The 13,588-nt window shown below is 41.7% G+C and carries 13 protein-coding genes; all 13 read left to right on the forward strand.

The genetic code is table 11. The annotated features are described in order from the left end of the window. The first annotated feature begins 1 nt into the window (after window position 1). Complete coding sequence (gene rbfA, locus J7I96_RS09580; RefSeq protein ID WP_034313607.1) at window positions 2–370, forward strand: 30S ribosome-binding factor RbfA; 369 nt, start codon at window positions 2–4, stop codon at window positions 368–370. Window positions 371–522: 152 nt separating this feature from the next. Next, on the forward strand, window positions 523–1,443 hold the full coding sequence (gene truB / locus J7I96_RS09585; protein ID WP_214922960.1) for a tRNA pseudouridine(55) synthase TruB: 921 nt from the start codon (window positions 523–525) through the stop codon (window positions 1,441–1,443). A 33-nt stretch (window positions 1,444–1,476) separates the two neighbouring features. Further along, window positions 1,477–2,427, forward strand: coding sequence for a bifunctional riboflavin kinase/FAD synthetase (ribF, locus tag J7I96_RS09590; RefSeq protein ID WP_214768498.1), 951 nt, complete (start codon window positions 1,477–1,479; stop codon window positions 2,425–2,427). A 135-nt stretch (window positions 2,428–2,562) separates the two neighbouring features. Beyond that, window positions 2,563–2,832, forward strand: a complete 270-nt coding sequence (rpsO, locus tag J7I96_RS09595; RefSeq protein ID WP_034313598.1) for a 30S ribosomal protein S15 — start codon at window positions 2,563–2,565, stop codon at window positions 2,830–2,832. A 319-nt stretch (window positions 2,833–3,151) separates the two neighbouring features. Next, a complete protein-coding gene (pnp, locus tag J7I96_RS09600) occupies window positions 3,152–5,269 on the forward strand; it encodes a polyribonucleotide nucleotidyltransferase (protein ID WP_034313594.1) in 2,118 nt (705 codons plus the stop codon). A gap of 157 nt (window positions 5,270–5,426) precedes the next feature. Continuing rightward, a complete protein-coding gene (locus J7I96_RS09605; RefSeq protein WP_214922961.1) occupies window positions 5,427–6,386 on the forward strand; it encodes a polysaccharide deacetylase family protein in 960 nt (319 codons plus the stop codon). A gap of 46 nt (window positions 6,387–6,432) precedes the next feature. Then, entirely contained in the window at window positions 6,433–7,659 is a 1,227-nt protein-coding gene (locus tag J7I96_RS09610; RefSeq protein WP_214768496.1) for a M16 family metallopeptidase, read from the forward strand. A 158-nt stretch (window positions 7,660–7,817) separates the two neighbouring features. Then, window positions 7,818–8,087 carry a YlmC/YmxH family sporulation protein gene (locus tag J7I96_RS09615; protein WP_214768495.1) on the forward strand — a complete coding sequence of 90 codons (270 nt, stop codon included), beginning with the start codon at window positions 7,818–7,820 and terminating at the stop codon, window positions 8,085–8,087. Between the two features lie 228 nt (window positions 8,088–8,315). Beyond that, window positions 8,316–9,218, forward strand: a complete 903-nt coding sequence (dpaA, locus tag J7I96_RS09620; protein ID WP_214922962.1) for a dipicolinic acid synthetase subunit A — start codon at window positions 8,316–8,318, stop codon at window positions 9,216–9,218. Continuing rightward, window positions 9,215–9,817, forward strand: coding sequence for a dipicolinate synthase subunit B (locus J7I96_RS09625; RefSeq protein ID WP_034313581.1), 603 nt, complete (start codon window positions 9,215–9,217; stop codon window positions 9,815–9,817). The genes dpaA and J7I96_RS09625 overlap by 4 nt, the downstream gene beginning before the upstream one ends. A gap of 211 nt (window positions 9,818–10,028) precedes the next feature. Then, window positions 10,029–11,084 carry an aspartate-semialdehyde dehydrogenase gene (gene asd, locus J7I96_RS09630; RefSeq protein WP_214922964.1) on the forward strand — a complete coding sequence of 352 codons (1,056 nt, stop codon included), beginning with the start codon at window positions 10,029–10,031 and terminating at the stop codon, window positions 11,082–11,084. Between the two features lie 105 nt (window positions 11,085–11,189). Then, entirely contained in the window at window positions 11,190–12,416 is a 1,227-nt protein-coding gene (gene dapG, locus J7I96_RS09635; protein WP_214922966.1) for an aspartate kinase, read from the forward strand. 46 nt (window positions 12,417–12,462) lie between these two features. Beyond that, window positions 12,463–13,332, forward strand: a complete 870-nt coding sequence (dapA, locus tag J7I96_RS09640; RefSeq protein WP_214768492.1) for a 4-hydroxy-tetrahydrodipicolinate synthase — start codon at window positions 12,463–12,465, stop codon at window positions 13,330–13,332. Window positions 13,333–13,588: the final 256 nt, after the last annotated feature.

The raw sequence follows: 13,588 nt of genomic DNA on the forward strand, positions 1-13,588 counted from the left end.
TATGAGCCTTCGTTCAAATCGTGTTGGCGAACAAATGAAAAAAGAGCTGAGTGAAATTATCGGCCGAAAAATTAAAGATCCAAGAATCGGATTTGTTACAGTGACGGATGTCGCGGTTACAGGCGATTTACAACAGGCAACTGTTTATATTTCCGTTTTGGGTGACCAGGAACAAAGGGAGAAAACCCTGCAAGGTCTAGCTAAGGCAAAAGGATTCATGCGTTCAGAAATTGGGCAGCGAATCCGCCTGCGCAAAACCCCTGAGCTGTTTTTTGAATTTGATGAATCGGTCGATTATGGTAATCGTATCGAGTCGTTGATTTCCCAAATCAATTCAGAGGATAAACCGGCTGAAAAAGACGAGGAATAAGCAAGCAGTAAAAGGAGGCCGACTCAATAAGTGCTTTGCACTTCTTGAAGTCGGTCTCTTTTTTTTGAAACCGAATATGAAAAAAGGAAAAACACCTTTCGGGGCGGGGTTCATAATCGTTTAAGGTGTTTTATAAAAGATGAGGTGAAAGCGTGAACGGTATTCTTCCATTATGGAAACCCAAGGGATTGACATCCCATGATTGTGTTTTTAAATTAAGAAAGATTTTAAAGACAAAAAAGGTTGGGCACACAGGTACTTTAGATCCTGATGTAACAGGGGTTTTACCTATTTGTATTGGCAGGGCAACAAAGATAGCCGAATATCTGACAGAAACCGGTAAAGCTTATGAAGGGGAAGTGACCCTTGGTTTTTCAACGACAACTGAAGATGCAAGCGGCGAAAAAGTCGAAGAGAAAAAGATTGATCAAGTGATTCAGCGTAAACGGATTCTCGAAGTGCTTGAATCATTGACAGGAAAAATTGAACAGACGCCGCCGATGTTTTCAGCGGTAAAGGTAAACGGGAAGAAATTATATGAGTATGCCCGTGCAGGGATAGAGGTGGAGAGGCCGACAAGGGAGGTCACCATCTATGATATTACCCTTCTCGATGATCGTTCTGAATTTAAAGGGGAAACCATATCTTTTCGTTTTCGCGTAAATTGCAGCAAAGGAACCTATATTCGGACACTTGCAGTCATGATGGGCGAAGAACTGGGTTTTCCTGCTCATATGTCAGACTTGACGCGTATTGAATCAGCAGGTTTTAAGCAGGAGGACTGTTTCACATTTTCTGAAGTGGAAGAGTTCATGGAAAATGGTCAAATGGATGAATTTCTGTTGCCTTTAGAGCGGGGATTATTTCATTTGCCCAAATTTCAGATTAGTGATAAAGTAGCAAAGAAAGTACTTAACGGCGCGGTATTGGAACAATCAAAGGATGTTGTTGTTGAAAAAGGAATGCCATTTGTGATGGTCGATCCAGCAGATAAGGCAATTGCCATTTATCAAATACATCCGACAAAAGAGGGATTAATTAAACCTGTAAAAGTATTGGCACAAGAATTATAGACCGTTTTACCGCCGGAAAGAGGAGATTGAAAGGTGAAAGTGATCGCAATAGAGCATCCTCATCAACTTAATACGGATGATTTTCCCGAGCTTGTAATGGCGCTTGGATTTTTTGATGGCATACATAAAGGCCATCAAATAGTCATTCAAACCGCCAAGCAAAAAGCCGATGAAATGAATCTTAAGTCAGCAGTCATGACATTTGACCCGCACCCTTCTGCAGTACTGGGTAGGAAAACGGAAAATATCCGATATATCACTCCACTTGAAGATAAGGTGGATATCATAGAGTCGATGGGGATCGATTATTTATTCATTGTCCATTTCAGCAAGGAATTTGCTTCGGTACTGCCGGAACGATTCGTTGACGAATACATTGCCGGGCTGAATGTCCGTCATGTAGTTGCAGGCTTTGATTATTCATACGGTCGCTATGGTCAAGGGTCGATGGAAGATTTGCCTGTTTACGCACAAGGCAGATTTTCGCAGACAGTCGTTGCAAAACAGACACTTGAAGATGAAAAGGTTAGCTCGACGAGAATCAGGGAAACTCTCGGTAATGGCAACTTTTCCGACTTTTATCATTTGGCTGGACGACGCTATATAACGAAAGGTCATGTCGTTCACGGTGAAAAGCGGGGCAGGAAGTTGGGTTTCCCCACCGCTAATATTGAAGTAAGTGATGATTATATCTTCCCTGCAGCAGGCGTGTACGCCGTCAGGATCAAAATAAGTGGTAATTGGTATAAAGGGGTTTGCAATGTCGGATACAAACCTACGTTCCACGAAGAAAAACCTAAATATCCCACTGTTGAGGTCCATGCCTTGGAGTTCTCGGGAGATATTTATGGCAACCAGGTTTCGGTTGAATGGCATACAAGACTTCGGAGTGAGCATAAATTTTCCGGACTTGAGGCATTGGTCGCTCAGATCGAAACGGATAAGCAAAATGCAATAGCCTATTTTGCAAAGCTTGAAGCATAAAAGACAAGACTTGCAATTTTAATGAAAAACATGTATTCTATTGTATGTATGAAAATAACCATTGCTTGGCTAGTCGAGACTCCGACGCTGGCTCGGTAATAGGTGATTTTACAGAATTTTAGGAGGAATAATAACATGGCAATTACACAAGTACGCAAAAACGAACTTATCGCAGAATTCAGAACTCACGATACTGACACTGGATCTCCAGAAGTTCAAATCGCAGTATTAACAGAAGAAATCAACAACTTGAACGATCACTTACGCACACACAAAAAAGACCACCATTCACGTCGCGGTCTTCTAAAAATGGTAGGTAAACGTCGTAATCTTTTAACTTACCTACGTAACAAAGACGTTACTCGTTACCGTACACTAATTAACAAATTAGGTCTACGTAGATAATTTTTTCAGGAAGGCGGGAAATTTCCCGCTTTTTTGATGTTAATCAAATGATTTGGACGTGTTCTACTTAAGGCTGGGCCTTCGTCCTTGGGACTCGGCAGGAGCCGGGTCCTTTTCCATTTATAAATGATCAGGATATACATAATCAAATGAATGAAATTTTTATTCATTTTACTGTTAATGCTTGTTTTTTTCGTGCATAATAGGAATAGTTTGGTTTTAACTCGAGTTCAGTTACTTTCACATATAAATGATTTAATCCAATACAGGTTTAGGTAAACTAAACCTCTAAGTGAAGATTCAGAGAGGGGTTTAATAAATGGGACAGGAAAAACATACGTATTCATTTGACTGGGCCGGCCGTAATGTAACGGTAGAGATAGGGCAATTAGCCAAACAAGCGAACGGGGCAGTTTTAGTCCGTTATGGAGAAACTGCTGTATTAAGTACTGCGACAGCTTCGAAGGAACCTAGAAATGTTGACTTCTTCCCTTTGACAGTCAACTACGAAGAAAGGCTTTATGCAGTCGGTAAAATTCCGGGAGGCTTCATCAAACGTGAAGGACGACCGAGTGAAAGGGCAATTCTTGCTAGCCGTTTAATCGATCGTCCAATCCGTCCGCTTTTCGCCGATGGCTTCAGGAACGATGTTCAGATCATCAGCATGGTCATGAGTGTCGATCAAGATTGCTCTACGGAAATGGCAGCCATGCTAGGTTCTTCCCTTGCACTTTCAGTTTCCGATATTCCGTTCGAAGGTCCGATTGCTGGAGTTGTAGTGGGGAGAATCAATAATGAATTCATTATTAACCCTACTGTTGACCAACTAGCTAAAAGTGACATCAATCTGACGGTTGCCGGCACTAAAGATGCCATCAACATGGTTGAAGCCGGAGCGAATGAAGTACCAGAGGAAACGATGCTTGAAGCAATCATGTTCGGACATGATGAAATCAAGAAGATCATTGCATTCCAAGAGAAAATCGTTGCTGAAATCGGCAAGGAAAAAATGCAGGTCACTTTATACCAAGTGGATGCGGAACTGGAAGCAGAAGTGAAAGGCCTATGTGAAGCAGACTTGAACAAAGCTGTACAAGTTCAGGAAAAACATGCTCGTGAAGACGCGATCAAAGCAGTAAAAGATCGTGTATTGGTTCATTATGAAGAAGAAACTGATGAAGAAAAATTAAAGCAAATCAAAGAAATCCTTAATAAATTGGTTAAATCCGAAGTCCGCCGTTTGATCACGGAAGAAAAAGTGCGTCCGGATGGCCGTAATCCTGATGAAATCAGACCATTATCATCTGAAGTCACGATTCTGCCCCGTACACACGGTTCCGGATTGTTCACACGCGGACAAACCCAGGCGCTATCCATCTGTACATTAGGTGCACTTGGTGATGTGCAGATTCTGGACGGACTCGGGACCGAAGAGTCAAAACGTTTTATGCATCACTATAATTTCCCGCATTTCAGTGTAGGTGAAACAGGTCCTATCCGTGGGGCAGGGCGCCGTGAAATCGGTCATGGTGCACTTGGTGAAAGAGCATTGGAGCCCGTCATTCCAAACGATAAAGACTTCCCATATACAATCAGGCTTGTTTCTGAAGTCCTTGAATCGAACGGTTCAACATCACAAGCAAGTATCTGTGCAAGCACTTTGGCAATGATGGATGCCGGGGTTCCATTGAAAGCTCCAGTTGCCGGTATTGCCATGGGCCTAGTCAAATCAGGTGAGCACTATACAATCTTAACGGATATCCAAGGTATGGAAGATCATCTGGGAGACATGGACTTTAAAGTTGCAGGGACTTCAAAAGGTGTTACTGCCCTACAAATGGATATTAAGATTGAAGGACTTTCAAGAGAGATTCTTGAAGAAGCTTTACTTCAAGCCAAACATGGCCGGATGCACATTTTGGAATCAATGATGTCAACCATCAATCAACCGCGTGAGCAGTTATCCAAATATGCTCCAAAAATCGTTACAATGTCCATAAATCCGGATAAGATCCGAGATGTCATTGGACCGAGCGGAAAACATATCAACAAAATCATTGAAGAAACTGGCGTGAAAATCGACATCGAACAAGATGGAACGGTATTCATATCTTCTACTGATGAACCAATGATTCAAAAAGCGAAGAAAATCATTGAAGATATCGTACGTGAAGTCGTAGTGGGCGAGCTATACTTAGGTAAAGTTAAACGTATCGAAAAGTTCGGTGCCTTCGTTGAAATCTTCAATGGTAAAGACGGTTTGGTACATATTTCTGAACTGGCTGAAGAAAGAGTCGGAAAAGTGGAAGATGTCGTTTCACTTGGCGATGAATTATTGGTCAAAGTCACTGAGATCGATAAGCAAGGAAGGGTTAACCTTTCCCGTAAAGCAGTCTTGAAAGAGCAAAAAGAGGCAGCCAACCCTTCTCAATCGTAATTGAAAATAGAAATCCGGCATGCGATTCCTTGTGAATCTGCATGCTTTTTTTGTTTAAAGGTATTGGAATATCCATCGGGCGAATGGCGTTAAAAGGATGTCATGTTCTACCTTGTCCGTTTTCTTCATACATTTTGGTATGAAGGGGGCGTAAAAAATGAATAATAAATGGAAGCAGATAGTTGCGATAAGTGCCATTGCAGGTATATCATGGTTATTAGTGCAAAATCCATATACACAAATTTATTTGACCCAATTAACCGATGATTCAGTTGCTTCAATGAAGCAAGAAGACGAGCTACTTTTACAAATAAAAGAATCAACAAAAAAATATGAGATTGCACCACAGGATGCACGAATAGATTCTGTTTGGAAAACCGTTCCTGCATATAATGGCCTGAAGGTAAATATTGATGATTCTTATAAAGCCATGAAGAAGGAGGGCGTGTTCGATAAGAATAAGCTGGTATTTCAGCAGGTCCCTGCAAAGATACATATGGAGGATCTTGATCCTGCTCCCATTTACCGGGCCCATCCCGAAAAGCCAGTGGTATCATTTTTAATCAATGTGGCCTGGGGGAATGAATACTTACAAGATATGTTGGCCGTGTTAAAAAAGAATAATGTCAAGGCCACATTTTTCCTTGAAGGTAATTGGACCAAGAAAAATCCCGAATTGGCCAAGATGATTAAGGGTGGCGGGCACGAAATTGGAAATCATTCTTATTCACATCCAGATATGAAAAACATATCCGCACAAGCTACACGTGAGGAAATTCGAAAAACGAATGAAGTCATTGAAGCTGTGACAGGTTTGAAAATGAAATGGTTCGCACCACCAAGTGGAAGCTACCGGGATGAAACGGTGAAAATCGCGGATTCTTTCGGTATGGAGACCGCCATGTGGAGTGTGGATACGATCGACTGGCAAAAGCCAAGCCCTGAAGTCCTTCAACAAAGAGTGCTTTCTAAGGTACACCCTGGAGCATTTATATTGATGCATCCAACTGAATCTACTGCAAAATCATTGGAAACGTTAATAATTGAAATAAAAAAGAAAGATTTAGATATCGTTACCGTTTCGGAAGCAGTAGATGAAGAGCGATTGAATCCATAATGTATTGGTAACGATAGCAGCATAGAATGATTGGGAGGAATGTTAGTTGATTAAGAAATACACGTGTCAAAATGGAGTTAGAATTGTATTGGAAAATATTCCAACTGTACGTTCAGCAGCAATTGGAGTATGGATAAAAACAGGTTCAAGAAATGAAACGCCAGAATTGAATGGGGTTTCTCATTTTCTGGAGCATATGTTCTTTAAAGGAACAACTAAGAGAAATGCGCGCGAAATTGCCGAATCGTTCGATAGTATCGGTGGACAGGTGAATGCATTCACATCAAAAGAATATACATGCTATTATGCTAAAGTAATGGATAACCATGCAAGCTATGCGCTTGAAATCCTGGCTGATATGTTCTTCAACTCTACATTTGATGGGGAAGAATTGAAAAAAGAAAAAAATGTCGTCTATGAAGAAATCAAAATGTACGAAGACACACCAGATGACATTGTCCATGACCTCTTAAGCAAGGCGGTATATGAAAATCACCCCCTTGGTTATCCAATTCTAGGGACGGAAAATACGCTTGACACTTTCAATAGTGATACACTAAAAAAATACGTCCATGACATGTATACACCCGATAAGGTAGTCGTGTCCATTGCTGGGAATGTGGATGAAAAATTGATCAAGGAAGTCGAAAGCTACTTTGGCTCGTATCAAGGAGGGGAAGACCGTCTTGAATTGGTCAAACCTTCCTTCCACGAAAATAGGATCACCCGTAAAAAAGATACGGAACAAGCCCACTTATGCCTTGGTTACAACGGATTGGAAATAGGCAACGATAAAACATACAGCCTGATTACCTTGAATAATATCCTTGGGGGAAGCATGAGCAGCCGTCTATTCCAGGACGTCAGGGAGCAACGCGGCCTTGCCTATTCCGTTTACTCTTATCACTCCAGCTATCAAGATAGCGGTATGGTGACAGTATATGGGGGGACAGGCACAAATCAGCTTGACAGCCTGTATGAAACCATTCAGGAAACACTGGATACTTTAAAAAGGGATGGCATTACGGAAAAGGAATTACGAAATAGTAAAGAACAACTAAAAGGCAGCTTGATGCTCAGCCTTGAAAGCACGAATAGCCGCATGAGCCGGAACGGAAAAAATGAGCTTATGTTGGGTGAGCACCGTTCCCTTGATGATATCATCATCAAGATTGACGAAGTGACTGAGGATACCGTCAATGAATTGGCAAATCAGATCTTTACGGAACATTCCTTGTCATTAGTGAGCCCACTGGAAAATTGGGACAAATAATAACGAACAAGTCTGAACCTTCATTAATGGGGGGGCAGGCTTTTTTTCTTTGAATGCGGGAGGGTCCAGTTTTTATGGACAATATTTGGTTAAATGCCTTCTAAGTTTACCTTTTTCGGATATAGATTGAATAGAAGACGAAAAAGGGGGAACCAAAATTGAGGTTGAGCGAACTGAGCGGTAAGGAAATAGTCGATGTGAATAGGGCGGAAAGATTAGGAATCCTTGGTCAGACGGATTTGGAAATAGATGAAACTGGACAAATTACCTCGTTGATCATTCCATCTGTCAAATGGTTCGGCCTTTTAAGGAATGGCAGTGAAATAAGAGTGCCATGGGAACATATAAAAAAAATCGGTGCGGATATGGTCATCATTGATTTTCAGGAAGGACTCTCGCTTAAAGAAGGAGAGCATATGGACGGATAATGACGCTCGCTTCATACTACTTGGAACTTCTCGAAATACACTTTCGAAAACGCCTTAGCTGGCAATAGCTATGGCGTTTTTTCTTTTCTTATCACCGTTTTTTAAGTAAAAACATAAGATGGCAGGGTAACTAGAGAATGTAGCAAAAACCGAATTGCTTCCTGAAGGAATTGTATCACGAGGCAAGGAATGTTTAGGATCTTTTAAATAAAGAAGGTGACGGTTTTAATGCTTACAGGCATGCAAATCGCTGTAATTGGTGGAGATGCGCGTCAGCTTGAAGTTGTCCGTAAACTGACGGAGCTTGATGCAAAGTTATTATTGGTAGGTTTTGAACAGCTTGACCATGCTTTTACCGGAGCGGTTAAGGGAAAAATGGAAGATATAAACTTCAAGGAATTAGATTCAGTTATTTTACCTGTCCGGGGTACGGATTCAGATGGGAAAGTAGAAACGATCTTTTCCAGTGAAGAGGTTGTTTTGACTGAAGAAATGATAAAAAATACCCCGGAACATTGCACTTTTTATGCAGGAATCAGTAACGATTACCTCGATGAGATATTCAAGAAGGTGGATCGCAAACTTGTTCTATTGTTCGAACGTGATGATGTCGCTATTTATAATTCGATTCCCACTGTTGAGGGTGCGATCATGATGGCCATTCAACATACGGATTTTACTATTCATGGATCGAATGTAGCCGTTCTGGGACTGGGAAGGGTCGGTATGAGTGTAGCCCGGTCATTCCAGGCACTTGGAGCAAAAGTAAAGGTGGGGGCAAGAAAAAGCGAAGATATAGCGAGGATCAGTGAAATGGCATTAGCCCCTTTTCATTTAAATGATCTTGCTGCAGAAATGAAAAATGTTGATATATGTATCAATACGATCCCTTTTCCTATAATTACCGCAAACGTCATCGCTAATATGCCCGTTCATACATTAATCATCGACCTTGCTTCAAAACCGGGGGGGACGGATTTTCGTTACGCTGAAAAAAGGGGAATTAAGGCGCTGTTGGCACCGAGCCTACCGGGGATAGTTGCCCCGAAAACAGCTGGTCAGATATTAGCGAATGCACTGGGACTATTGATTCAAGGCGAGTTCTTGAAAAGGAAGGGGAAAATAATATGAGTCTCAAAGGTAAACGGATTGGTTTCGGATTAACAGGATCACATTGCACATATGATGAAGTGTTTCCGGAAATAGAAAAACTTGTAAATGAAGGGGCGGAAGTCATCCCAATCGTAACATCGACTGTTCAAAACACGGAAACCCGTTTTGGAAAGGGCGAAGACTGGGTCGAAAGAATAGAAAAATTGACGGGGAATCACGTCGTTGATACAATCGTCAAAGCGGAGCCTTTAGGACCTAAATTGCCACTCGATTGTATGGTGATCGCTCCTTTAACGGGTAACTCAATGAGTAAAATGGCAAATGCCCTTACCGATTCGCCTGTACTTATGGCTGCAAAAGCGACGATGAGGAATCACCGTCCAGTCGTGGTCGCGATATCAACAAATGATGCACTTGGGTTAAATGGTGTCAATCTAATGAGGCTGATGGCAGCAAAAGATATTTATTTTGTTCCATATGGCCAGGATAATCCCACAGGCAAACCAAGTTCCATGGTTGCAAGGATGAGCATGATAAGGGATACGATCATATCGGCACTGGAGAGGGAACAGATTCAACCTGTCATCGTCGAAAGGTTCAAGGATGATTTAGCCTGAACAAGTTTTTGCCACGGATCTAGCTTTCAACGACTGGTATATATGCATAAATTTGTAGGTTGAAGTTATAAAAAACCACTCCACTACCAGAATATTTTGTTAAAGTCCGACCCTTTGGAATGTTAATGTGATAAAATAAATGATATTCTGAACAAGAAGTAATAAATCCAACAAATAACTTATTTAAGAGATAGAAAAGGAGTATGCATAAATGACTGAGACACAGGGATTGCGTATTGCAGTTGTGGGAGCAACTGGAGCAGTAGGACAACAAATGATTTCAACACTCGAACAAAGGGACTTACCGATAAAGAAAATCATCTTTTTATCATCGGCTCGTTCCGCAGGAATCAAACTTACGTTTAAGGGCGAAGAAATCGAAGTTCAGGAAGCAAAACCTGAAAGCTTTGAAGGCATCGATATCGCTTTATTCAGTGCTGGAGGAAGCGTGTCTAAGGAATTGGCTCCAGAAGCAGTGAAACGCGGTGCGATAGTGGTGGATAATACGAGCGCTTTCCGCATGGATGAAAATGTGCCGCTAGTCGTTCCTGAAGTGAATGAAGAAGACTTGAAGCAGCATAATGGGATCATTGCAAACCCGAATTGTTCAACTATCCAAATGGTTGTGGCATTAGAGCCTATCCGCCAGACATATGGCTTATCAAAAATTGTTGTTTCTACCTACCAGGCTGTTTCTGGTGCAGGTGCAGCAGCGATAAATGAATTAAAGGAACAGGCTCGCGACTTGCTTGATGAAAAAGAAATCGATCCGAAAATATTACCGGTAAAAGGGGACGAAAAGCATTATCAAATCGCATTTAACGTCATTCCCCAAATCGATAAATTCCAAGATAATGGGTACACATTCGAAGAGATGAAAATGATTAATGAAACAAAGAAAATCATGCATATGCAAGACCTTCCAGTGGCTGCAACTTGCGTGAGGCTTCCTGTTGTAACAGGTCATTCGGAATCTGTATACATTGAAGTTGAAAAAGAAGGCATAGCGGCTTCCAAAATCAAGGATTTAATGAGAACGGCACCTGGCATAGTGTTGGAAGACGAACCGGAACAACAAGTTTACCCAACACCTGCTTCATCCGTCGGCAAGAATGATGTATTCGTCGGTCGAATTCGCAAAGATTTGGATGAAGATAAAGGCTTCCATTTATGGGTGGTTTCCGATAATCTATTAAAAGGTGCAGCTTGGAATTCCGTTCAAATTGCTGAAAGCCTTTTGAAATTAGGTTTGGTTACCGTTAAGTAATAATTTATTCTTAATGAACTCGACAGAAAAACAAATTCCAATAGGATAGAGAGTCTTTGTCAGCTTCCCGGATCGGGGAGCTGGCTTATATTTGGGGTGCATATTATGAAAATTATCGTCCAGAAATACGGCGGGACATCCGTTCGTGATGAGGAAAGCCGTTCATTTGCCAAGGGGCATATCGAAAAAGCGATTAAAGAAGGATATAAAGTGGTGGTTGTGGTTTCAGCAATGGGAAGAAAAGGGGATCCTTATGCAACGGATACCTTACTTTCCCTTGTAAATGGAACCAAAGCCAGCCTTTCAAAGCGAGAACAGGATTTACTTATGTCTGTCGGAGAAACTATATCATCTGTAGTATTTACTAACATGCTCTTGGAACATGGTATTGATGCGGTTGCTTATACTGGAGCTCAAGCAGGATTCATGACGAATAACGACTATTCCAGTGCGAAAATAATCGAAATGAAATGCGATCGCCTCATGAAAGAACTTGAGGTGAAGGATGTTGTCGTTGTAGCAGGTTTCCAGGGAGCTGCTAAAAATGGTGACATCACGACCATCGGCCGTGGTGGAAGTGATACTTCAGCAGCTGCATTAGGTGCCGCATTGCAAGCTGAACGGGTCGATATTTTTACGGATGTCGAAGGAATCATGACAGCAGATCCACGCATTGCAGATCAAGCTCGTCCATTATCAATCGTTTCATATACGGAAGTTTGCAACATGGCATATCAAGGGGCGAAGGTCATACATCCGAGAGCTGTTGAAATTGCGATGCAGGCAAAAGTCCCGATTCGGATAAGGTCAACATACAGCGAAGGTTTGGGAACCCTTGTTACAAGCGTGAACAAGGGAAGCCAGGGCAGTGACATACGTGAAAGGCTTGTGACCGGGATTGCCCATGTACCAAAGATCACTCAAATCAAGGTCCGTGCGAAAAAAGATCAATATAATTTACAGGCTGAAGTTTTCAAAGCGATGGCCAATGCCTCCATTTCAGTTGACTTTATAAATATATATCCAAGTGGTGTAGTTTATACCGTATCGGAAGAGATGACAGAACTTGCCCTCTCGATTTTGGCCGAGCTTGGTCATGAACCGGTCATTGAAAGGAATTGTGCCAAGGTATCGGTAGTCGGTGCAGGCATCAATGGAGTACCTGGCGTGGCAGCGAAGATTGTCACGGCGCTTTCCGAAAAGGAAATTGCCATTCTCCAGTCAGCTGACAGCCATACGACAATTTGGGTACTCGTAAAAGAAGAAGATTTAATAGAAGCCGTTAATTCCCTGCACTATGCATTTCAATTGCATGTAGGGGAAGTCCAATAATCAGGTTTTTATTAAGTAAATGTTTTAAAAATTAAAGAGGTGTTAGATGATGATATTTGGTAGAGTATCAACCGCGATGGTCACCCCTTTCGATAGCAAGGGAAATATTGATTTTCAAAAGACGACTTCATTGGTTAATTACTTATTAACGAATGGGACCGATTCACTTGTGCTGTCGGGAACGACAGGGGAATCTCCAACTTTATCTTCGGAGGAGAAAATCGCGTTATTGCGTCATGTTTCTAAGGTTGTTGAAAAACGTGTGCCCATCATCATGGGTACAGGAAGCAACAATACGTATGCTTCCATCGAGTTGACAAAAAAGGCGGAACAAAATGGCGCCGATGCGATAATGCTGGTTGCCCCGTATTATAGTAAAACGAATCAAGAAGGTCTGTACCAGCATTTTAAGGCTATTGCAGCCAGTACGACGCTCCCTGTTATGATATATAATATCCCTGGGCGGGCTTCCGTTAATATTGAACCGGAAACGATCATCCGCCTTTCGAAAATTCCCAATATCGTAGCCGTTAAGGAAGCAAGCGGGGATTTAAATGCTATGACCCAAATCATAGCCGGCACGGATGAAGATTTTGCATTATATAGCGGGGACGATGCTTTAACACTACCGGTGTTGGCGATTGGTGGTGTGGGTGTAGTATCGGTTGCTTCACATATTGCTGGCAAGGAGTTGCAGAAAATAGTGGAGGCCTTCATCAGTGGGAACTTGAAAGAGGCAGCCCGGCTGCATCAGGAACTGTTACCGCTTATAAAAGGTTTGTTTGCAGCGCCAAGCCCTGCACCTGTCAAAACAGCTCTTCAGTTATATGGAATTGACGTTGGATCGGTCAGACTCCCAATCGTGCCATTGACGGAGCAGGAACGCCTGGCATTAACCAAGGTATTAAAAAAATAAAAAGACACGGAACAAGCTGATCGTTGAAGATTGGCTTGTTTTTACATAATGATGTATATGAACGGGATATACTTTCCGATTTCGGGATGATAGTATTTGAATTTTTTATAATCAATCGAAACTGGTAAAAGTACAAAGGATCTCTTACATAATAGGTTGTTTTTTTTGAATTATATGAAAAAGTCCCTCTGAAAATGGTAAGTGTTGTCATGTTTTTTGAACATCGGTTATAATGAAATCATTGGGAAATTATGAA

Source organism: Bacillus sp. ISL-78, from assembly GCF_018613455.1.
GTDB classification, from domain to species: Bacteria; Bacillota; Bacilli; order Bacillales; family DSM-1321; genus Peribacillus; species Peribacillus frigoritolerans.

What these genes read in the sequence shown, in the direction of transcription:
- rpsO (WP_034313598.1), top strand. Translation starts at nt 2,563, where the DNA reads ATGGCAATTACACAAGTACGCAAAAACGAACTTATCGCAGAATTCAGA.
- dapA (WP_214768492.1), top strand. Translation starts at nt 12,463, where the DNA reads ATGATGATATTTGGTAGAGTATCAACCGCGATGGTCACCCCTTTCGAT.
- pnp (WP_034313594.1), top strand. Translation starts at nt 3,152, where the DNA reads ATGGGACAGGAAAAACATACGTATTCATTTGACTGGGCCGGCCGTAAT.
- rbfA (WP_034313607.1), top strand. Translation starts at nt 2, where the DNA reads ATGAGCCTTCGTTCAAATCGTGTTGGCGAACAAATGAAAAAAGAGCTG.
- asd (WP_214922964.1), top strand. Translation starts at nt 10,029, where the DNA reads ATGACTGAGACACAGGGATTGCGTATTGCAGTTGTGGGAGCAACTGGA.
- dpaA (WP_214922962.1), top strand. Translation starts at nt 8,316, where the DNA reads ATGCTTACAGGCATGCAAATCGCTGTAATTGGTGGAGATGCGCGTCAG.
- J7I96_RS09625 (WP_034313581.1), top strand. Translation starts at nt 9,215, where the DNA reads ATGAGTCTCAAAGGTAAACGGATTGGTTTCGGATTAACAGGATCACAT.
- dapG (WP_214922966.1), top strand. Translation starts at nt 11,190, where the DNA reads ATGAAAATTATCGTCCAGAAATACGGCGGGACATCCGTTCGTGATGAG.
- J7I96_RS09605 (WP_214922961.1), top strand. Translation starts at nt 5,427, where the DNA reads ATGAATAATAAATGGAAGCAGATAGTTGCGATAAGTGCCATTGCAGGT.